The following is a 19629-nucleotide window of genomic DNA, read 5'->3' on the forward strand; positions in this document are numbered from 1 at the left end:
GAGCAATGTCGCTCATAATGGTCAGCGGCTCGATCGGCATGGCGGCCGTTATATGCCTCGCGCCCGACTGCGTGCTGGACTGATGGGGGATCGTGTGGCAGCCTCGAAGTTGACCTCGTCGCCGTGGGGACGACGGGCGGCAGGGACGGAGCATGGCATGGGACTGATCCACATCGACCTGTTCACCACGCTCGACGGCGTCGCGCAGGCGCCAGGTGGGCCGGACGAGGACACCGACAGCGGGTTCGCGTTCGGCGGCTGGCAGGCGCCTCTCATCGACGAGGTCGTCGGCGAGCAGATCGACTCCGGGATGGCTGAGATGGATGCGCTGCTGCTCGGGCGCCGGACCTACGACATCTTCGCGGCGTACTGGCCGCACGTTGCGGAAGGGAGCATCGCGCGTCTGTTCAATCGCCTCCCGAAATACGTGGCATCGCGCCAGGCGCGGACCCTCGAGTGGGCCAACTCCACACTGCTCGGCCCGGACGTCGCGGTCGCCGTCCGCGAGTTGCGCGCCCGGCACGAGAATATCCACGTCATCGGCAGCCTCGACTTCGTGCAGACCCTGTTCGCCGAGCGGCTCTTCGATCGGCTCACGCTCTGGGTGTACCCGATCCTCCTCGGCAGAGGAAAGAAGGTCTTCGCCGATGGGGTTGTTCCGACGAACCTCAGACTCGTCGAGCCGGCCGTCACCTCGCCGAAGGGCGCTGTGCTGCAGCGCTACGCGCTCGCCGATGGCACGCCCGGCGTTGGCGACATGTCGGCCGGCGACCGGGAAACCTAGGAGTGCATGACAGAGGTTCTCCGCCATAGCCTGGACCCGGCAATTGTCGGACACGACTCCAGGTCGTGCTGTCTCCGAGTGCTTTTCGGATCAGCGGTGCGGTCGGCTCCGGCTTCAGTTCGCCGGTGACGCGGGTCATCACCCGGAAACCCACGCGGCTCTCCACCCCGACGCGGCAAGGATCGAAACGGATGCGCCACTCATGTGACTACCGCCCGCCGGTGAACCGCACCGCCACCGGCACATCCTCGCCATTGGCCGCCGCCACCGCCAGCAATACCATCCCCGCCGCGCACCAGCCATCCACCTTCACCGCACCGACAAACCCGCAAGCGGAAGCACCGTCACCGGGCCGCTCTCGGACAGCGGCCGCTCGGTGCCGGGTGCCCTCGCGATCAGCTGGTTCACCGCGTCGAACCGCGGGAGCGAGAGTTTCGAACCGGCGTTCCAGGAGCGTTCGGCCATCGCCCGCAGCGGGCTGCGCACGCCGGCGGCGACCTGGGCTTCGGTCTGCGCGGCCGGCCGGTCGCTCCAGATCGCGAAAGAGGCTCCCCGGAGGTACGCCGGGTATGGCTGGGGGATGACCTGCGGTCCTGTCTTCAGGTCCGGGAAGACCCCGGGATGCCAGTTCTTGGCCCAGATCCGCGCCGACGTCGGATAGATGTATCCGGCCGCCTCGCCGAGCACGTAGTAGAACATCGAATCGTTGAAATTGACCAGTGTGTATCCACTGTCGATCGCGGTCTGCAGCGCCGCATGGTTGGGGTCCCAGTTCGTCCACCAGGTGATCTGCACATCCGTGTTCAGCTTCACGACGTTGCCGCGCATCATGCCGTCGTTCCAGACCCGAACCGTGAAGCCTTTGGCCTCGATATAGTCGCTCATGTCGTTCGCGAACGCGGTGAGCAGGTCGAACCCGTTGGCGGTCGGGCCGAACCGTTGCTTGGCGGCATCGTTGAGGATCGGGTAGTTCGACATGTGGTCGAAGTCCACGAACTCGTCGGCGCCGAGGTGCCAGTATTTCGACCCGGCGAACAGCTCGGCGTACTCGTCGATCAGTTCTTTCGCGAAGACGATGGCCTCCGGCTTGGTGATGTCGAGGGCGCCGCGGACATCCGCGCCCCAGGCATTCTTGAGCCGGAGCTCCGGATGCGCGATCAGCGCCTGGGTGAGGTGCCCGGGCATGTCCAGCGCCGGCACGATCTGAATGTGGTTCTGCTTCGCGATGGCGATCAGTTCGCGGACCTCGGCCTTGGTGAGGCGCTCCGCGGAGACGACCTCTGGGTGAACGTCGCTCGCGATGCGGAAGCCCTCGTTCTCGGAGAAGTGGAGCTGGAGGGTGTTCAGCCCCGCATACGCCAGGTCCCGGATCTGGGCTTCGAGCCAGTTCTTCGTGTAGTACTTGCGGCCGACGTCGATGTGAAGGCTGCGTTCCACGACGGCGGGGCTGCTCGAGACGCTGCCGGTCGGAATGCGGCCCTGCGCCTTGAGGTTCTGCAGGAGCTGCCGAGTGCCGTAGAAGACCCCCTGGACCCCCTCACCCGTGACGTTCACCCGGTCGGAGACCGCGATGGCGTATGCCTCGGGCGAGGCGGTGCCGGGCAGGTCGGCCTGACGGAGCACGATGTCCCCTGGGCGGATCTGGTTCTCGTCGCCGACGACGATCGGCGGTGCCGCGGGGAGTGCGTCGGAGGTTGCGAGCTCGGCGCTGAGCCGCTCGGCCTCCGCCTGTAGGAGCTCCCGCTGTTGCCGGAGCACGAAGAGCCGCGAGGTTGCGGTGAGCTCCAACGCCCCGCCGTCCAGCGCGAGCTGCGACGGCTGGGGGAGTCCTGTCCAGGCAATGGCCGCTTCGCTTCCGTCCGTTTTCACCAGGGCGTAGTCGACCTGCCCCGAGATACCGGTGGCCGCGCTGTTCTTGTCTCCGGTCAGGCGCAGCTTCAGGGTGTGGGGGCCCTGTGCGAGCTCGCCGGTGTTGACGATGAGCAGCGAGTTGGTGGCGGTCTGCGCGTATCCGTCGAAGAGGGTCTCGGGGCCGCCGTCGACGCTGAGGGCGTAGATCCCGTGTCCGGGATGCTTGCGGCCGTAGAGTTCCGCACTGGTTCCGACGAAGGAGATCGTCGCCGTCGCATCCTTCTCGGCCGACCAGTGCTCGGTTCCGGCGTACCAGCCGGTCGTCGGGAGGCCGGCGTCTGCGTTCCAGACCCCCGTGTAGGCGAAGGAGTTCTCGCCGGAGAGAGTGGCGTCGTCGATCTGGTGTGTCGACCCGGCCGCGGTCGCGGGCCGCCAATCGTCTATCGCCGTCAGGCCGGTTGCGGCCAGAAGGGTGGCGAGGGCTGCCCCGAGAAGGTGGCGAAGCGACCGGATTCGCGGTTTTACCGGGGGAAGGGGAATAGGAACGGGTTTTGTATGCATGAGGTCACCATCGTTTGAGCGAGCGATCGCTGGGTGAGCACGGATGCCGAGTTCGGTCTCGGAGCCCGCGGTCGGTGGGGGGAACGTCATCGTCGGGTCGCTCAACGGGGTTTCCGCGTGCGGCCCTGCATGCTGTCCGCCGGGTGTGCTGGCGGTTGTCTAGAACTATAGGGAGTAACTAAATTAAGTCAAGACCTTCGGTGGCAGAAGTTCCGAAGCGACCCTCCCGTCCGCCGGTAGATCGCTTGCGGGTCGTCTTGTCGGACGATCGTCCAGCCGGCGAACACCGCGCGCAGCCAGAGATCCCAGTCCTCGCATGCACGTCGTCGTTCGCTCGATGCGGTGCTGGGTCTCTTTCTCGCGAGTCTCACGATGAGGATCACGACGACAGGGCCGAGGACGAGAGGGCTGAGGCCGTAGGCGAGATCCGAGAACCAGTGTTCGGGGTCGTTGAGTGCGAAGGCTGGCCATTGGGCGCCAAGAACGGGTTGGGTGACCGACTGGAATGCGGCGTGCCCGACGATCTCGACCGGTGTTCCCGAGATCGTGATCGCCGCCGCTCCGAGCCCCAGGACTACGACGGCCGTGATGGCGAAGGGAAGCGGTAGCCGAGGGCGCCGATGCGGGCGTTCGTCGGTGTCTGACGGTCGGGGAGCAGTCCGTAGGCCTTGGCGGGCTTGCCCTCCCATCGCAGGACGAGGAACAACAGGACGAGGAAGAGCGGGAACGTGGCGCACGCGCGAACAGCGTGGGAAACGTAGCCGTACTCCGGCCCGAAGGTCAGGTCGCTGAGGAGGCTGAGCCCGATCCAGATGGCCGCCGCTCCGACAAACACGACGGCTAGCCTGAGCCACCGGCGGGATGAGGCGCCTGTCGCGGGTCGTATGGTCATGTTCAGTTCTCCTCCGAGCGGGCGGGGTGGGCGTTGCGGGTCTTGGTCAATGAGGTGAGGTGGTTGTCGAGGATGGCCAACGCCTGTTCGGGCGTGAGCTGGCCTGCATCGTGGAGCAGGTGGGCTGCCAGGCCATCGAGAAGCGCATGAAGGCGCAGCGCCTCGAGGTCGAGGTCCAGCGCCCCTCGCAATGGTTGCCCATCATCGACCAGGGCGAGGATCCGCTGGCTGTCGCCTCCTTCGGTCAGGGATGGACGACTGCTTCGGCCTTCGGGGGTGGTGCGCCGATCGCCTCGATCGAGATGTCGATTGCTCGCCTGGCGGTGAGGAACGGTCGCATTCAGTCGATCGAGCGGCGCACGAGCTGTCTCGGCGGCCGGGCGACGACGACCGCTGTCGCCAGCCCGATGCCGACGACCGCGAGTGCCAGAGCGGCCTGGACGCCCCAGAGCGGGACGGTCTCCAGCCAGGCCCCGCCAATGGCCGTCTTGCGGTTCCAGGCGATCTGGTAGGCGCCGAGCGCGACTCCCGCGGTCAGACCGATGGGGACGCTTGCCGCGAGGATGACGATCGCCTGGGTGAGCGCGAAGCGGCGCAGAAACCGCGGCGCGGCTCCGACGGCGTGCATCGTGGTGAAGTCCCGCAGTGTCTGGGTATGGGCCAGCAGGAGCGAGATCGTGGTCGCCGCGAGGGCGAGTGCGGCGAGCAGGGCGATGGGAAGGAGCTGCTCGCTGCGCCCCCAGACGAACTGACGTTGCGGTTCGCCGATCCACGCGAGAGTCGTGTGCGCCTCGATGAGCTGTCGTGCCCGGGCGAGCTGGCCAAGGGACAGTTCGGGATCGGTGACCACGTATTCGCCGAGGTATTCGAGTTCGGTGACGCCGAGCGTGCCGGCGGTCTCGGGTGAGACCGTGGTCGCGGACGCGATGCCGCGCAGGAACGCGCCAGGCAACTCGACGATCCGGTCGGCGTTGCTCTCGTCGGGCAACATGTCGCCCGAGATCGCGACGCGGACGATGCCCTGGTCCGAGAGCCTGGCCGCATTGTTGACGACGGCACCTCCTGCGTCGAGCACGGCTGCTGCTGCGTCCGCTCCTGGCAGCCCCGAGGCGCGGAGGGCGTCGCCAGTCATGACGACGGTGTCAGAGCCGCCCCACCACGGCACGGACAATCCCGGGTTGTAGGCATGGTTCCAGTCTGTGCAGTGCAGCGGCGCTCCGACCCGCACAGCGGATGCCGTATCGGGGTAGAGATCGTCTGGGCAGGAGGCGTTCTCAGGCATCACGGCGGCGAGATGCACATCGCTCTCGCGCAGCGGGATCGCATAGACGGGCTCGTGTCCGGTCACCGGCAGCTCATCGGCAAGCACCGAGATCGCGTCGGCGATGACGAGCCGGTCGAAGCCTTCGCTGACGGGGACCTGCGCGCCGAGCACGAGCCTTCCGCCGGAGACCATCTCGCCGACCCTGTCGCGATCGTTCGCGGTGGCGGAGCCGGCGAGCACGGCGAGGTAGGAGGCGGCGAGCACGGCGACGAGCACCCCGGTCGCAGCCGGCAGGAAGCGGGAGCGATGATCCGCTGCGTCGCGCAGCGCCAGACGGAAGGCGATGGGCAGACGGCCCGCAAAGCGCGCCCCGAGAGTGGTGATCGCGCGCGCCGACAGCAGCAGCCCCACGATGGTGAGCACCACGGTGGCCAGCAGCAACAAGAGACCCAGGCCGCTCGAAGACGTCGGAGGAGCCCCCGGGGAAATGTAGCCGGGCTCCACACCCGACGGCAGCGCCAAGCTCCATGCGCCGCACGCGATCGCGGCGGCAAGGGCGATCGGGCCGGCGATCTCGGCGAGCCGACGGAGCATCGCACCGTGGCTACCGACTCGGTGCGAGCGCGGCGTCGCGTGGTCCTTCAGCGCGTCGACGGGTCGAAGGCGGGACGCCGAGCGAGCCGGCAGCAGCGTCGCGACCACTCCCAGCAGCGCGGCCATGCCGATGGCGACGGGAACGATCCACCAGGGGAAGTGCGCCAGCAGGTCTCGGTCCGGCAGCAGAGCGCGGCCCGCGAGCAGTGCCGTGGCGGTTCCGGCCACGGCTCCGAGCGTTCCTCCGGCGAGGCCGATGACGAGCCCCTGAGCGGTGATGATCCGGCGCAGGTCGGCGGGGGCTCCGCCGACCGCGGCCGCGAGCCCTAGGGTGCGTCTGGCCTGGTCGGTGGAGACCGCGAACGCAGGGGTGACGAGGAAGAGCACGAGCAGAGCCCCGACGGTGCCGGCGAGAACGACGGAGACGATCTGGAGCAGCACGGCGCCGGCGTCGACGGCCACGGGATAGAGCTCCCCTGCTGCGGGATAGTTCTCCAGAACGTGCCGCGAGACCGCGAACGCCTGGATCAGGTTGATCGCCCTGGCGTGCTCCCAGGAGACGGGCTCATCGCCGACGATGAGCCAGTGTCCGTCGACGCCGGCGGGATCGGCTGTCGCCATCCGCGAGATCCAGCCCTCCGGCGCCCAGACGCGCTGGGCATCGTCGGCGACGATCCCCGACACCTGGTAGGCGCGCTGGGAGTCCTGGATCACGTCGCCGATGCGTCCGTCCGTGCTGTACCAGCCGGTGGAAGGCGGCGCGACGAAGGTGACGACATCCCCGACGGCGATGTCCAGCCTGTCGGCGAGTGCCGAAGTGATCACCGCCTCGGTCGCGTTCGTGGGCGCGGCGCCTCTCTCGACCCGGGGGAGCATGAGCGCCAGCGCCTCACCGCCGGCCTCCTGCAGCGATGCGGTCGAGACGGCGGCCAGATCGAAGTCGCCCACCGTGCCGGTGCCGGCCTCGGCCTCCTGGCCGGCTTTCAGCTCGGTTCCGGTCGTCGCGAGAAGTCGCGGCGAGTTCCAGTAGGGCAGCAGACGATCGCGCCCGGGCAGCAGTGCGGCCAGCTCGTCCTCGCCGGCCGGCTCCTGTTCGAAGTCATCCATCCACGGTCCCGGCGTGCCCTCTGGCAGTTGCGGGAAGGGCATGCCGGTGCGGGGCACCGCCGTTGCCGTCACGACCGCCTGCACGCCGTCGGGGATGCCTGCAAGCGCAGCCTCCCGCGCAAGCGGTGCGGACTGCGTCAGTGCGGTACCCGTGACCAGTGCCGTCACGGGGAGCGCGACGAGCAGTGTCGCGAGGATCGTACGGGCACGATGGCGCGCGGCATCCCGTCTCGCGAGACGAAGCGCCGGTTGCCAGCGGTTCCACCTTCTCGTCACGGTGGTCTGTCCCGTCACGGTGGTCTGTCTCGTCACTGTCGGCACCGACCGAGCAGCTCGGATGCGTTCGATGGTCCGGTCTCGTCGACGATCCGCCCATCGCGCAGGAAGATCGTGCGATCGGCCCAGGCTGCGAACCGCGCCTCGTGCGTCACCATGAGCACTGCCGCGCCCCGGTCGGCCCGCTCTCGCAGCAGCTGGAGGATCGACGTCCCGGTCGCGGAGTCGAGCGCCCCGGTCGGTTCGTCGGCCAGCAGCAGCCGGCGCGGGCCGACGAGCGCCCGCGCGATCGCGACGCGCTGCGCCTGACCGCCGGACATGTCTTCTGGGCGCCGGTCGGCCAGCTCGGCCATGCCGACCTCGGCGAGCACCGCGAGCGCCTCCGCTCGTGCCTTCCGCGCGGGCCATCCGTCCAGCTCGAGTGGGAACGCGACGTTCTCGGCGGCGGTCAGCGCCGGAAGGAGATTGAAATCCTGAAAGACATAGCCGACCGATCGGCGGCGGATGGCCGCCCGCTCGGCGATGCCGAGTGGCCCGAGATCTGCACCCTCGACCAGCACCCCGCCGGAGGTGGGCGCATCCAGGCCGCCGGCGAGATTGAGCAGGGTCGACTTTCCTGATCCGGACGGCCCCATCACCGCGACGAACTCGCCGGCGCTCAGCAGCAGCTCGGCTTCGACCAGGGCCGAGACCGCGTGAGCCCCCTCGCCGTGAACCCGGGTGACCCGCCTGAGTTCCAGAGCCGCACGAGCCTCAGTCGGCATCGGAGACGGCGTCTCGGAGCCTCCGTTCGGCCGTCGGAACGCGGTCACCGGCTGTTCCTCGCCGGCTCGTCGACCGGTTCGCGGTCGTGGGTCGCCGTGGTGACCGTGAGTGCACCCGCGCGGGCGACCGACTCCTCCACCGAGTCCAGCCAGCGCAACTCTGCCTCGGCGGCGAAGATGTGGTTGTCGAGCACGAGCCGGGCGGGCAGCTCGCCCGGTTCGACCGCGCGCCTCGCCCGTGTGACATCGTGCAGCAGGCGCTGCATCGCCGACCGTTGCCGCTGCACCAGCGCCACGACGTCGACCCCTGGAACCACCACCGCCAGGGCTAGCTTGATGATCAGCTCGTCGCGTCCACGATGCTCACGCGACACCGGGCTGCGCCACCACTGCTCGACCTCGTCGCGACCCCGCGACGTCAGGTGCCACGGCTCCGCCGAGGCGGGGTCACTCGTGTCGCCCCCATCCCGCACGACCAGCCCGTCGCGCTGGAGGCGCTGCAATGTCGTCGAGACCTGGCCGATGTTCAACGGCCAGGTCTGACTCGTGGTCAGATCGAAGTCCTTCCTCAACTGATACGTCGTGGACGGCCGCCGCGACAACAAGGCCAGCAAAGCGTGTTTCACCGACACGAGGACCTCCGATTCGATTCCGCCGCTCGGGGCGGGTTACCAGGTAACTAAGTTACCTGGTAACTATTGCCTTTGGCAAGCGCCGTCGATTGCAACCGGAGCACATCGTGCCCGCCCGGTAGGAATCAGTCGTCGTGCAGGGTTATGAGGCAGAGCTCGGGTTCGGCGAACGGAAGGAGCTCTGGCCGCCGCTCGACCCCTCGTGCCTCGAGGATCCGCTCGACGAGGCCCCTGTGCACAGAGCAGATGACCTGGGGGTGGTCGCGAGCCGCTTCGCGGAACGGGCATCCTCGCAGTCGGATCACCTTCTCGTCGATGAGGGGATCGAAGCCGAGCCCGTCGAGCAGCCGCAGAAGAGTTTCGACCCCATCTGCGGCGTCGTCATGGGTGGCGAGGAGCTCGTCGGCCCAGCGATGGCCTGCCTCGACCGACTGTGCCCGTCCGATGTCTCGCTGCGCGAGCGCCCCCGCCAGCACCTCGATGAGCTGCTCGCGGCTGTCCTCTCCGAGTCGTGACGATGCGAGGTAGCGGATGCGTGGACGTCCACGACGCTTTTCGACATCCGTCTGGCGGCTCACGAGGTGCGCCGCCTCGAGGTGCTCGAGATGGAATCGGACCGTGGTGACGTGGAGGCCGAGACCGGAGGCCAGCGCGTGCGCGTCCGCGGGCGCCGTCGCCCGCGCAACCGCGTCGAGCACCAGCCGTCGGGTACGGGACGCGAGTGCGACGTGGACGCGCGAATCGGTCGAATCGGGGTGTATCTCAGGGCGCATCGCAACCGTCCTTGCTCGCGATCGTCTCGAACTCGCTCCCCGATCTTCCCTGCATCCTGCGGCTGATCGAGCCGGCGACCCGGCGTGCCTGGACTTTCGCGAGTTCGGCTTTCTCGCCGCGGAACCGCTCGTCGACATTCGTGATCCACAGCTGAAGCCAGCGATCGAAGTGCTCCGGTCGCAGGGGATACCGCGCGTTCAGCACATAGTGGATCTGCAAGGCGTTGCGCCGGTAGAGACCGGTGTTGAAGAGCACGGTCTCCCAGAAGTCGCACATGATCGGCAGATGGCGGTCGAGGTCCATCGCGGCCACGTCCGTGAAGATCGGGCCGATGAGCGGGTCTGCGAACGCCCGTCGGTAGAACGCGTCGACGAGGTAGAGGATGTCGGCCCTGTCGCGGATGTCTCGGGTCATGTCTTCACGTTATCCAAATAAACCGGATAGTGTTGCGGTTAAATCAAATTCGAGTGGAGAGGGAGCTGATGGACGCGCGACGACATGCTCTGATCGCTGGCGACGCGGAGGCCCTGATCGGGGTGCTTCCGGTCGAACCGGGGAGCGTTCGTTCACGCCGCATCTTCGCGGGGCCCGGCGGAAGCGCGGTGCGGCTGGCGCTGGCCCGAGGTGAGGTGCTCGAGGAGCACATCTCGACCGTGCCGTTGCTGCTGCAGGTGCTCTCGGGACATGTCGCCGTCGACGTCGACGACGAGCGGGTCGACCTTCCGATCGGCGGCCTGCTCCATATCGACGCGAACGTGCCGCACGCGGTCGAGGGACTCGAAGACGCGCAACTGCTGCTGCTGCTCATGGGCGAGAGGTCGCGGCACCCACGCACCGAACCCGCGACGCGGCCGCCCTCGGCGTGAGTTCGTCTCCTCCGGCCGACCGTGCCGACCGTGCCGACCGTGCAGGCTTCGCGTTCGGTGTCGTTCTCGTCGTCGCGGGCGGGCTGGTCGCCGCCGCCACCGGCCCGCTCGAGCTGGTCAAAGGCGGCTGGCTTGCCGCCTACCTCGTGCTCGTCTGCGGTGTCGCGCAATGCTGCCTCGCCGTGCAGGACCGACTTCTCGTGACCACGGAACCGTCGGCCGGTCGTCTGCAGGCGAGCCTGCTCGGCTGGAACGCCGGAAACGTGCTCGTCATCGGCGGCGTTCTGGCTGCGGTGCCGATCGTCGTCGATGTCGGGGGCATCCTGTTGGTCGCGGTGCTCGTCGTCGCGGCAGCGGCCGCGAGACATCACGCGTCGCCGCTGCGCGCCGCGCTCTACCGGGTCGGGTTCGGCGTCCTGATCGTCAGCGTCCCGATCGGGCTCACACTCGCGCACCTGCGCGCGGTGAGGTGAGCATGCGACATGCGAGGACTGGCCCGTGGGCACCCCGTCGCTGGTGCGAGGTATCCGGTGTCCTGCCGGGCAGGCGCTCGACGCCTCGGGGCGTTCCCGCGCCTCATGATCCTCGCATCGTGGATTTCTCCGATGGGTCACGCGACCGGCGTCACGCCCTGCGATAGGGTGCCGACGAGCCGATTGATCCGCTCCACTGAGTACACCTCGTCTGTGACGAGCCGCGCCAGCCCGTGCACCCCGGCACGTCCGTCGAGTGCGCTGGGCACTATGCGCAGCTCACGTGTTGCCAGGGGTAGGGAGCGGCGGTAGACGACCTCGCGCACCCCCGCGAACAGCAGCTCCTGGACCGCGGCCAGCTGACCGCCGATGACGATCGTGCGGGGGTTGAGGATGTTGACCAGGTCGCTGACCGCCGTGCCGATGATCGTGGCGGCCTGCCGCATGAGGCGAGTGGCATCCTGCCGCCCCTCCAGCGCCTCGCGGATGACGTCGTCGATGGAGTCGACAGGACGCCCCAGGGCTTTGAGATCCCGCACGAGCGCCCAGCCTCCCGCGTAGGCCTCGATGCAGCCCAGATTGCCGCAGCGGCAGACGGGTGCGTCTGTGCCCGTGGCGTTCGCCTCGAGGGGGATGTGCCCGACATCGCCTGCTGCGCCGTCCGCGCCGCGATAGATCTCGCCGTCGATGACCAAGCCGGTACCCACCCCCGTGCCGAGTTTGACGAAGACGATGTCGCTCGTGTCGGCATGCACCAGGCGATGCTCGCCGAAGGCCATCGCGTTCACGTCTTTCTCGACGATCACCGGGCATTCATAGTGCGGGCGGAAGTAGGCGGAGATGTCGAAGTCGTGCCAGCCGGTCATGATGGGTGGGCTGACGACGCGTCCGCTGTCGTGGTCCACCGGTCCCGGGACGTCGATGCCGATGCCGAGCACTTCGGAGGGAGTGCGCCCCTGTCGGTCGAGGAACTCGTCGAAGAGTCGTTTGACGCGTGAGAGGACGGCGGCGGGACCGTCGGTGATGTCGATGCGCTCGTAAGCCTCTTCCAACACGGCGGCGACCATGTCGCACAGTGCGACCCGCATCCCCGTGGCGCCGGTGTCGGCGATCAGGATCACGCCTTGGTCGCGATTCAGGTGGAACCGGTCGGCCGGTCGCCCGCCCGTCCGTGCCCCGACGTCGGTCGGCTGGAGCAGTCGCGCTGCGAGCAGAAGACTGAGACGCTGGTTGATAGCGGTACGTGACAATCCTGAGCGGCGCACGGCCTCGGATTTCGTGAGGCCGTTCGTGCTCGCCCTGAAGAGGCCGAGGAGGGCGCCGGGGCTGTCGCGTAACCATGGCGAGACCACTGTTCCGTTAGGCATGCTCATGATGTTAGTTTCCTCCCTCGCTGTACGGCTCCCCCGCAGGTCGAAGGAGTTTCATCATCACTTACGACTTTCATTGTATGAGCTATTGACTTTGAAAGTTAGAAAGGCGTATCGTCGTCTTCACCGAGCCACCGATGACGTGTGGCTCCTCACCAAAGGAGTTGAGATGGCACGCACAGCACGCCGACGCCCGCCTCTGTTCGTCACCGCTATCGCCGGACTCAGCGCGGCCGTGTTCCTGCTCGCCGGCTGTTCGGCCGGTGGAGGCGGGAGCGACGGCGGTTCGACTGACAAGGTCCATGTCACGCTCATCACAAAGGATCCAGACAACCACTTCTGGACCGCAATGGTCGACGGTGCTACGAAGGCCGCCGAAGACAACAATGTGGACCTCACTGTCGCGGCAGGCAAGGACCAGACCGACGCGGACGGTCAGATCCGCGCGATCGAAGATGCGATCGCGCGTGGCGACAACGCGATCCTCATCGCCAACAACGGCCCAGCCGTCGACGATGCGATCACGAAGGCCCGCGATGCCGGTCTGCTCGTCATCGCGCTCGACACGCCGACCGACCCGCTCTCGCTCGTCGACGCCACCATGGCATCAGACAACTTCCACGCGGGCGAGCTCATCGGCCAGTGGACGGCGGGCGCCCTCGGAGGCAAGAAGGCCACGATCGCTTTGCTCGACCTGTTCGGCGACAAGATCGTCTCCATCGATCATCAGCGCGATCAGGGCTTCGTGACGGGCATGGGCATCGATCCTGCGAACGACCAGGTCAACGGCGATGAGGCCGCCAGGGGCACCTACTCAGCCGGCGACTACGAGATCGTCTGCAACCAGGCCACCAACGGCGCCGAGGACGGCGGACGCTCCGCCATGGAGAACTGCCTCTCGGCGAACCCCGGCATCAACGTCGTCTACTCGGCCAACGAGACATCGGGCGTCGGCGCCGTGGCCGCACTCAAGGCTGCAGGCATCACAGACGCTCTCGTCGTGTCGATCGACGGCAGCTGCAGCGGCATCCAGTCTGTGGTGGACGGCCAGTTCGGCGCTGTCGCGCAGCAGTACCCGAGCAAGATGGGTCAGCTGGGCGTCGAAGCCGTCATCAAGTGGGTTGCGGACGGCAGCGTCCCGCAGCCAGAAGCCGGCCTCGACTTCATCGACACGGGAATCACACTCGTGACCGACAAGCCGGTCACAGGGCTCGACAGCATCGATTCCGCCAAGGGACTCGAGCTCTGCTGGTAAGCCTGAGAGAGGCAAGCCCGAGATACGGAGGCAAGCACGATGACGACCACCACGCACGAGCAACTGACGGCTGCTGAGGCATTCCGTTCGCGACCTTTGACAGCGGTGCAGCGCATCCAACGCGTGCTGCACCGACACCCCGCGATCAGCCCGCTCATCGTGCTGATCGGAGCGGTCATCGTGTTCGGCCTGGTGAACGAGAGGTTCTGGCAGCCTTCGAACCTCTCGCTGATCCTGCAGCAGGTGGCGATCGTCGGCGCGCTCGCCGTGGGGCAGACCCTCATCATCCTGACCGCCGGCATCGATCTGTCCGTCGGCGCGATCATGATCTTCGTCACGATGGTGATGGGAACCCTGGCAGGCCAGTACGGTCTGCCAGGGTGGCTCGCCTTCCTCGTCGGCATCGCCGTGGGCGCCCTCGCGGGACTCATCAACGGGGTGCTCGTGGCACAGGTCAAACTGCCGCCGTTCATCGTCACCCTCGGTACCCTCGGTATCTTCACGGCTCTCGCACTGCTGATGAGCGGAGGACGTTCGATTCGCGGCGACGTGCTCGGGCCTTTCCTCACCTGGACGGCCACCTCGTTCTCGGTCGGGCCGTTCCAGCTCACGGTCGGCGTCGTGATCGTCATCCTGCTGTACCTGGTCGGCGGTTTCGTGTTGTCTCAGACAGCCTGGGGGCGCCACGTCTACGCGGTCGGAGACGATGCGGACGCCGCACGCCTCGCGGGGATCAGCACCAAGCGCGTGCTGCTGAGCGTGTATGTCGTCGGCGGCATCATCTTCGCCCTCTCCGCCTGGGTGCTCATCGGGCGGGTCGGGGCGGCCACGACCAACTCCGCCGTCGACGCCAACCTCGACTCGATCACCGCCGTCGTGATCGGCGGCATCAGCCTCTTCGGCGGTCGCGGCCGGCTGCTCGGGACGCTGCTCGGCGCGATCATCGTCGGCGTGTTCCGCAACGGACTCGCCCTCGCACGGGTTGACGTGCTGTATCAGACGCTTGCGATCGGCATCCTCATCATCGCAGCGGTGAGCCTCGATCAATGGATTCGACGGACGGGAGCCAAGCGATGACCGAAACGCTCGCCCCGGTCCTCTCGGCCCGCGGACTCGTCAAGACCTACGGCGCCGTCGTCGCGATCGACGGCATCGACCTCGACCTCTATCCCGGTGAGGTCCTCGCCATCATCGGTGACAACGGTGCCGGCAAGTCGACACTCGTCAAGTGCATCACGGGCGCGGAGTCGCCCGATGCCGGAACGATCTCGGTGGATGGCCAGGAGGTGCATTTCCACCGCCCCCAGGACGCGCAGGCCGCCGGCATCGAGACCGTGTATCAGACGCTGTCGCTCGCCCCCGCGCTCGACATCCCGTCGAACCTGTTCCTCGGCCGGGAGCAGCGGCGGCGCGGCTTTCTCGGCACGGTGCTGCGCATGCTCGACCACAAGGCGATGCGCGAGCAGGCGCAGAAACGGATCGACGAGCTCGGCATCCGCACCCTGCAAGACATCACTCAGGTCGTCGAGACCCTCTCGGGCGGGCAGCGCCAATCGGTCGCCGTGGCCCGCGCCGTCGCGTTCGGCAACCGCGTCGTGGTGCTCGACGAGCCGACCGCCGCGCTCGGCGTGCGTGAGACGGCGCAGGTGCTCGACATCATCCGCCGGCTGCGCGATCGCGGCCTCGGTGTGATCCTGGTCAGCCACAACATGCCGGACGTGTTCGAGGTAGCCGACCGCATCCATATCCAGCGTCTCGGACGCCGCGTGGCCGTCGTCACTCCGAGGAGCCACACGCCGGCCGAGGCCGTCGCCATCATGACCGGGGCCGTCGTCGCCCCGTCGACGGAGGCGTCCGCACGATGACGCTCGCGACCATCCTGCCGGTGCCGACCATCGCCGCACCCCGCAAGATCATCATCGACACCGATCCCGGCGTCGGCATCCCCGGAACCGACGCCGACGACCCGATCGCGCTGCTCCTGGCCATCGCAGACCCGCGAATCGAGTTGCTCGGTGTCACGACGGTCTTCGGCAACTGCCCGCCCGAGCTCGGTGCGCGCGGTGCGAAGGCGGTGCTGGAGGCGGTCGGGTGCGACGTGCCGGTCTCGGTGGGAATGGGCACCCGGCTGACCGGCGATCTGCCCGGACGGCTGCCCATGATGTACGCCGGTGAACGCGGCAGGCCCGGACGCATCGAGCTGCCGAGCCTCGGCGACTCGATCACCGGGATGCACGCGGCCGACTTCCTCATCGAGACGGTGCACGCGCACCCGGGGGAGGTCACGGTCGTCGCGATCGGCCCGCAGACCAACATCGCCCTCGCCTTGTTGAAAGACCCGTCGATCCGGGACGAGATCGCGTCGATCGTGTTCATGGGCGGAGCCCTCGGAATCGATCCCCGGTATGGTCGTGGCAACGTGACCCCGGTCGCCGAGTGCAACATCTGGTACGACGCGCCCGCCGCCGACCTGGTCTTCCGGTCGGGCATCGACCTCACCATGGTGAGCCTCGACGTGACGAATCCCGCAAAGGGGGTCGTGCTGCCAGAGGAGACCATCCGCAGATTCGATCCGACCGCGGCGGGGGCAGAGGGGATACTGTCGGCGATCTGCGAGACCTACCTCGACGCGCCGATGTTCGAATGGGCGCATGGCTGCGTGCTCTACGATCCGCTCGCCATGGCTGTCGCGGTCGACCCGGCTCTCGGCCGCTTCGAGACGATGAGCGTCGGCGTCGAGACCGGCGGCACCTACAGCATGGGCCAGACCGTCACCGTGCGTGACGCGGAGCCGAACCTACGTGCTCTCGTCGACGTCGACGGCCGGGCCGTGGTCGGCGACATCGTGCGCACCATCCTGCCTCACCTCGCCATCGAAGAAGGAGCCTCATGACGACCTCCGCCCCCCGTAACCCGCTCGGCGTGCACGCTCTCGTCTGGGCCGGCAACACGTCTCACGCCGAGGTCGAGCGCGCTGTCGAGCGCACGGTCGCGCACGGCTTCGATCTGCTCGAGTTGTCTCTGCACGACCTCGACGGCTTGGACATCGCCCACGCCCGCGCCCGGCTCGACCAGGCGGGCATCGAGGTGGTCTGCTCCAGGGGCCTGGCCTTCTCGGCCGATGTGTCGAGTGAGGACCTCGCCGTGGTCGCGCGTGGCGCGGAGCTGCTGCACCGCTCGCTCGTGGCGACGTCGCAGCTCGGCGGCGGCGTGTTCACGGGCGCCTTGTATTCTGCGCTCGGCAAATACGGCCACCCGCTGTCCGCTGCGGGGCGCGCGAACGCGGTCGGCGTCATCCGGGAGCTGGCGAAGGAGGCGAGAGGGCTCGGCGTCACGCTCGGTCTCGAGATCTGCAATCGCTATGAGACGAATGTCGTCAACACCGCGCGCGAGGCTCTCATGCTCGCCGACGACATCGGTGAGGACAACGTGATGATCCACCTCGACACCTACCACATGAACATCGAGGAGGACGATTTCGTGCGCCCGGTGCTCGACGTCGGCGACCGCCTCGGGTACGTTCACATCGGTGAGAACCATCGCGGATACCTCGGCCAGGGGCACCTCGACCTCACGGGGTTCTTCCACGCCCTCGGCACCGTCGGCTACGCCGGACCGGTCACCTTCGAATCGTTCTCGTCGACGGTCGTCGCCGCAGGCCTCTCCCAAGACCTCGCCATCTGGCGTGACCTCTGGAACGACGGCGACGATCTCGCCGCGCATGCTCACGCCTTCATGGCCAATCACCTCGCTGTGAACGCTTCGGCGCATGTCTGATGGACTCCGCGCGCGGCTGACCGCTCTGCTGGAGCCGGGCGAGCGCGTCATTCTGGGGATCACCGGATGCCCGGGCTCTGGCAAGTCGACGCTCGCGGAGTGGGTGTTGCGACAGGCCGGCGCCCAGACGCAGGTTGCATGGGTGCCGATGGATGGCTACCACCTCGCAGACAGCGAGCTCGACAGACTCGGGCTGCGCGGCAGCAAAGGCGCCATCGACACCTTCGATGCCTACGGCTATCTCGCGACGCTCCGACGTATTCGTTCGGAACGCGCGAACATCGTCTACGCGCCCGAGTTCGACCGCGAGATCGAGCAGCCCATCGCCGGGGGGATGGCCGTGACGCCGGCGGATCGGCTCATCGTGACGGAGGGCAACTACCTGCTCGACGCGTCGCCGCCGTGGCCGGATGTGCGCGCAGAGCTCGACGAGGTCTGGTATTGCGAGGTGTCCGACGAACTGCGACGCGAGCGCCTCGTCGCCCGGCACGTGCGATTCGGCAAGACGCCCGATCAGGCGCGCCGCTGGGTCGACGAGGTGGACGAGGCCAACGCCGGCCGGATCGTCGCCAGCCGCGACAGGGCCGACCTCATCGTCCCGACCGACACCTTCGACCTGCTGCCATCCGACCCCTGGAGACCCGGTTCATGACCATCTTCCGACGCCCAGCCAACGCCGCCGCGGGCGACGCCATTCCGTTCGAGCACGACGGAGAGGTCCACCTCTTCTATCTCTCCTCGCCGGCAGGCACTCTCGACTACCCCGAACGAGTCCGCACCACGTGGCAACACGCGCGCTCGCGTGACCTGCTTCGATGGGAAGAGCTTCCCCCTGCCGTCGAGCCGGGAGAGGTCGACGCCTATGACGGCGGCGGCATCTGGACCGGCTCTGTCGTGGAGCATGACGGCACGTTCTACCTGTTCTACACGGGGCACCACGTCGCTGCCGCGAACCCGCAGACGATCTGCCTGGCCACCAGCACCGATCTGGTGACGTTCCAGAAGCACCCGGCCAACCCGCTCGTGCTGCCGGTCGAGGGCTGCGAGCCCGTCGACTGGCGTGACCCCTACGTCTTCTTCAACGAAGACGAGCGGGTCTGGTGGATGCTGATCGCCGCCCGCCGCTCGGACGGACCGCACTGGTCCAGAGGCTGCATCATGCTCGCGACCTCGCCCGACCTCCTCGCTTGGACGGTGGAGCCGGAGCCGCTCTATGCACCCGGTACGACGTACTGCCCGGAGTGCCCAGAGCTCTGGCGGGATGACGCCGACCGGTGGCACCTCGTCTACTCCCGCTTCTCGGAGGAGGCAGGCACGGTCTCGCGCGTCGCCGAGAGTCCCCGCGGGCCGTTTCGCGAGCCGTCCCGGCCCGAGCTCGGTGGCCGGCGCTGGTATGCGTCAAAGTCGGCGCGTAATCCGACGGGGGACGGCCGCGTCTTCTTCGGGTGGATCCACGACCGGGTCACTGACTCCCGTGGACCTCGCTGGCTGTGGGGAGGGGACTTCGCCACGCCTCGCATCGTCACCGCGTCCCGAGAGGGCTCTCTCGACGTGCGGCCGGTGACGGTCGAGGTCGGGCCCGCCCTGTTCGCGACGGGACGGCTCGAGGGGATCGGTGGCAGCGCGGCGGCCGTCGTCGCGTCGCTCCTGCCTGCTCGGTCGCGCTTGCGACTGCGTTTCGGCGCCTCGGCTGGAACGTCTGCGGTCGGGGTGTCTTTGCTCACCGACGGGCGTGGTGCCGGGTGGCGTGTGGATATCATGCTCGCCACGGGGGAGGTGCGATTGCGTCGCGAGCCGACCCCGCTCGACGACTTCTGGGCCGACCTCACCGGCCGTGCGGCCGAGTACCGTGAGGTCGATGGCGAGTTCGTTGCGCGCGGGCGCCTGCGCGCCCCCACCTCCGGGTCGCACCTCGAGCTTCTGCTGGACGGCGACCTTTTCGAGGCGTACCTCGGTGGGGAGGTGGCGTTGACGCATCGGCTCGATGCGGGAGCGAGTTACGCCGCCACCGTGTTCGTCGTGGACGGCGTTGCAGACTACACGGCGGAGATCGCCGGGCTCGACACGCCCGATCCGCTATATGCAGTTCGAGGCATCCAATCGACGTAGAAGAATTCGTCGGCGTGAGCCGTCGATCGACGCGGAGAGGAAGAGGCCCCGGACTGGGGGCAGAAGGTTCCTTTCCATCATCTCGTCTTCCATTGACGCGCGAGATGCGCGCGGCGTACTGTTTCGCCTGGGTCTTTCAGGATCTTCCGTTCCCGCGGAACTGAGGAAGACTCGTGAACACCATGCGCGTGTCGGTCTTGAGGTGGCGCGCGAGTTCGGACGGCCTCTGGTCGACCGGCACTGCCAGGCTGGGTAACACCGGATTCCGGAGCTGCATCGC

19 protein-coding genes are annotated in these 19629 nt (G+C 67.8%); 10 read left to right on the forward strand and 9 right to left on the reverse strand.

The annotated features are described in order from the left end of the window. Nucleotides 1-157 precede the first annotated feature (157 nt). Nucleotides 158-784, forward strand: coding sequence for a dihydrofolate reductase family protein (locus ACFQB0_RS13750; protein ID WP_386732715.1), 627 nt, complete (start codon nt 158-160; stop codon nt 782-784). A gap of 309 nt (nt 785-1093) precedes the next feature. Here ACFQB0_RS13750 and ACFQB0_RS13755 read toward each other — a convergent pair whose 3' ends face one another. The 8 genes from ACFQB0_RS13755 to ACFQB0_RS13790 all read right to left on the reverse strand — a co-directional run bounded on the left by ACFQB0_RS13755 (nt 1094) and on the right by ACFQB0_RS13790 (nt 9913). Then, nucleotides 1094-3196 (reverse strand): beta-N-acetylhexosaminidase, encoded by a 2103-nt coding sequence (locus ACFQB0_RS13755; protein WP_386732718.1) that lies wholly within the window; start codon nt 3194-3196, stop codon nt 1094-1096. Between the two features lie 574 nt (nt 3197-3770). Continuing rightward, entirely contained in the window at nt 3771-4088 is a 318-nt protein-coding gene (locus ACFQB0_RS13760; RefSeq protein ID WP_386732721.1) for a hypothetical protein, read from the reverse strand. 2 nt (nt 4089-4090) lie between these two features. Continuing rightward, complete coding sequence (locus tag ACFQB0_RS13765) at nt 4091-4537, reverse strand: TetR family transcriptional regulator C-terminal domain-containing protein (protein WP_386732829.1); 447 nt, start codon at nt 4535-4537, stop codon at nt 4091-4093. Beyond that, nucleotides 4429-7365, reverse strand: coding sequence for an FtsX-like permease family protein (locus ACFQB0_RS13770; protein ID WP_386732724.1), 2937 nt, complete (start codon nt 7363-7365; stop codon nt 4429-4431). The genes ACFQB0_RS13765 and ACFQB0_RS13770 overlap by 109 nt, the downstream gene beginning before the upstream one ends. Beyond that, nucleotides 7362-8093, reverse strand: a complete 732-nt coding sequence (locus tag ACFQB0_RS13775) for an ABC transporter ATP-binding protein (RefSeq protein WP_386732830.1) — start codon at nt 8091-8093, stop codon at nt 7362-7364. Before ACFQB0_RS13775 ends, ACFQB0_RS13770 begins: the two co-directional genes overlap by 4 nt. Nucleotides 8094-8137: 44 nt before the next feature. Continuing rightward, on the reverse strand, nt 8138-8725 hold the full coding sequence (locus ACFQB0_RS13780) for a PadR family transcriptional regulator (RefSeq protein ID WP_386732726.1): 588 nt from the start codon (nt 8723-8725) through the stop codon (nt 8138-8140). Nucleotides 8726-8850: 125 nt separating this feature from the next. Beyond that, nucleotides 8851-9498, reverse strand: a complete 648-nt coding sequence (locus tag ACFQB0_RS13785) for a helix-turn-helix transcriptional regulator (RefSeq protein ID WP_386732729.1) — start codon at nt 9496-9498, stop codon at nt 8851-8853. Beyond that, nucleotides 9488-9913: a group III truncated hemoglobin gene (locus ACFQB0_RS13790; protein WP_386732732.1), complete on the reverse strand. Its 426-nt coding sequence runs from the start codon at nt 9911-9913 to the stop codon at nt 9488-9490. Before ACFQB0_RS13790 ends, ACFQB0_RS13785 begins: the two co-directional genes overlap by 11 nt. Nucleotides 9914-9981: 68 nt before the next feature. Between ACFQB0_RS13790 and ACFQB0_RS13795 the strand changes: the two genes are divergently transcribed. Both ACFQB0_RS13795 and ACFQB0_RS13800 read left to right on the forward strand, forming a co-directional pair. Further along, nucleotides 9982-10365: a cupin domain-containing protein gene (locus tag ACFQB0_RS13795; RefSeq protein ID WP_386732733.1), complete on the forward strand. Its 384-nt coding sequence runs from the start codon at nt 9982-9984 to the stop codon at nt 10363-10365. Continuing rightward, on the forward strand, nt 10362-10838 hold the full coding sequence (locus ACFQB0_RS13800) for a hypothetical protein (protein WP_386732736.1): 477 nt from the start codon (nt 10362-10364) through the stop codon (nt 10836-10838). The genes ACFQB0_RS13795 and ACFQB0_RS13800 overlap by 4 nt, the downstream gene beginning before the upstream one ends. A 137-nt stretch (nt 10839-10975) precedes the next feature. Here the strand turns inward: ACFQB0_RS13800 and ACFQB0_RS13805 are convergent, their stop codons facing one another. Further along, on the reverse strand, nt 10976-12205 hold the full coding sequence (locus ACFQB0_RS13805; protein ID WP_386732739.1) for an ROK family protein: 1230 nt from the start codon (nt 12203-12205) through the stop codon (nt 10976-10978). Between the two features lie 172 nt (nt 12206-12377). Here ACFQB0_RS13805 and ACFQB0_RS13810 point away from each other — a divergent pair, with 172 nt between their 5' ends. From ACFQB0_RS13810 to ACFQB0_RS13840, 7 genes are read left to right on the forward strand one after another with little or no spacing between them, the layout of a single operon-like run. Then, entirely contained in the window at nt 12378-13463 is a 1086-nt protein-coding gene (locus tag ACFQB0_RS13810; RefSeq protein WP_386732741.1) for a substrate-binding domain-containing protein, read from the forward strand. 39 nt (nt 13464-13502) lie between these two features. After that, on the forward strand, nt 13503-14540 hold the full coding sequence (locus ACFQB0_RS13815) for an ABC transporter permease (protein ID WP_386732743.1): 1038 nt from the start codon (nt 13503-13505) through the stop codon (nt 14538-14540). Further along, nucleotides 14510-15328 (forward strand): ATP-binding cassette domain-containing protein, encoded by an 819-nt coding sequence (locus tag ACFQB0_RS13820; protein WP_386732745.1) that lies wholly within the window; start codon nt 14510-14512, stop codon nt 15326-15328. Before ACFQB0_RS13815 ends, ACFQB0_RS13820 begins: the two co-directional genes overlap by 31 nt. Then, nucleotides 15325-16356, forward strand: coding sequence for a nucleoside hydrolase (locus ACFQB0_RS13825; protein WP_386732747.1), 1032 nt, complete (start codon nt 15325-15327; stop codon nt 16354-16356). Before ACFQB0_RS13820 ends, ACFQB0_RS13825 begins: the two co-directional genes overlap by 4 nt. Further along, entirely contained in the window at nt 16353-17240 is an 888-nt protein-coding gene (locus tag ACFQB0_RS13830) for a sugar phosphate isomerase/epimerase family protein (protein WP_386732749.1), read from the forward strand. The genes ACFQB0_RS13825 and ACFQB0_RS13830 overlap by 4 nt, the downstream gene beginning before the upstream one ends. Beyond that, a complete protein-coding gene (locus tag ACFQB0_RS13835; RefSeq protein ID WP_386732751.1) occupies nt 17233-17892 on the forward strand; it encodes a nucleoside/nucleotide kinase family protein in 660 nt (219 codons plus the stop codon). The genes ACFQB0_RS13830 and ACFQB0_RS13835 overlap by 8 nt, the downstream gene beginning before the upstream one ends. Beyond that, the gene (locus ACFQB0_RS13840; RefSeq protein WP_386732752.1) at nt 17889-19349 is read left to right on the forward strand and encodes a family 43 glycosylhydrolase; all 1461 of its coding nucleotides are present in this window, start codon (nt 17889-17891) and stop codon (nt 19347-19349) included. The genes ACFQB0_RS13835 and ACFQB0_RS13840 overlap by 4 nt, the downstream gene beginning before the upstream one ends. The last annotated feature ends 280 nt before the right edge of the window (nt 19350-19629 follow it).

Source organism: Luethyella okanaganae (genome assembly GCF_042660285.1).
In the GTDB taxonomy this organism is placed as follows: Bacteria; Actinomycetota; Actinomycetes; order Actinomycetales; family Microbacteriaceae; genus Luethyella; species Luethyella okanaganae.

What these genes read in the sequence shown, in the direction of transcription:
- ACFQB0_RS13750 (WP_386732715.1), top strand. Translation starts at nt 158, where the DNA reads ATGGGACTGATCCACATCGACCTGTTCACCACGCTCGACGGCGTCGCG.
- ACFQB0_RS13755 (WP_386732718.1), bottom strand. Translation starts at nt 3,196, where the DNA reads ATGCATACAAAACCCGTTCCTATTCCCCTTCCCCCGGTAAAACCGCGA.
- ACFQB0_RS13760 (WP_386732721.1), bottom strand. Translation starts at nt 4,088, where the DNA reads ATGACCATACGACCCGCGACAGGCGCCTCATCCCGCCGGTGGCTCAGG.
- ACFQB0_RS13775 (WP_386732830.1), bottom strand. Translation starts at nt 8,093, where the DNA reads ATGCCGACTGAGGCTCGTGCGGCTCTGGAACTCAGGCGGGTCACCCGG.
- ACFQB0_RS13785 (WP_386732729.1), bottom strand. Translation starts at nt 9,498, where the DNA reads ATGCGCCCTGAGATACACCCCGATTCGACCGATTCGCGCGTCCACGTC.
- ACFQB0_RS13790 (WP_386732732.1), bottom strand. Translation starts at nt 9,913, where the DNA reads ATGACCCGAGACATCCGCGACAGGGCCGACATCCTCTACCTCGTCGAC.
- ACFQB0_RS13795 (WP_386732733.1), top strand. Translation starts at nt 9,982, where the DNA reads ATGGACGCGCGACGACATGCTCTGATCGCTGGCGACGCGGAGGCCCTG.
- ACFQB0_RS13805 (WP_386732739.1), bottom strand. Translation starts at nt 12,205, where the DNA reads ATGCCTAACGGAACAGTGGTCTCGCCATGGTTACGCGACAGCCCCGGC.
- ACFQB0_RS13810 (WP_386732741.1), top strand. Translation starts at nt 12,378, where the DNA reads ATGGCACGCACAGCACGCCGACGCCCGCCTCTGTTCGTCACCGCTATC.
- ACFQB0_RS13815 (WP_386732743.1), top strand. Translation starts at nt 13,503, where the DNA reads ATGACGACCACCACGCACGAGCAACTGACGGCTGCTGAGGCATTCCGT.
- ACFQB0_RS13820 (WP_386732745.1), top strand. Translation starts at nt 14,510, where the DNA reads ATGGATTCGACGGACGGGAGCCAAGCGATGACCGAAACGCTCGCCCCG.
- ACFQB0_RS13825 (WP_386732747.1), top strand. Translation starts at nt 15,325, where the DNA reads ATGACGCTCGCGACCATCCTGCCGGTGCCGACCATCGCCGCACCCCGC.
- ACFQB0_RS13830 (WP_386732749.1), top strand. Translation starts at nt 16,353, where the DNA reads ATGACGACCTCCGCCCCCCGTAACCCGCTCGGCGTGCACGCTCTCGTC.
- ACFQB0_RS13835 (WP_386732751.1), top strand. Translation starts at nt 17,233, where the DNA reads ATGTCTGATGGACTCCGCGCGCGGCTGACCGCTCTGCTGGAGCCGGGC.
- ACFQB0_RS13840 (WP_386732752.1), top strand. Translation starts at nt 17,889, where the DNA reads ATGACCATCTTCCGACGCCCAGCCAACGCCGCCGCGGGCGACGCCATT.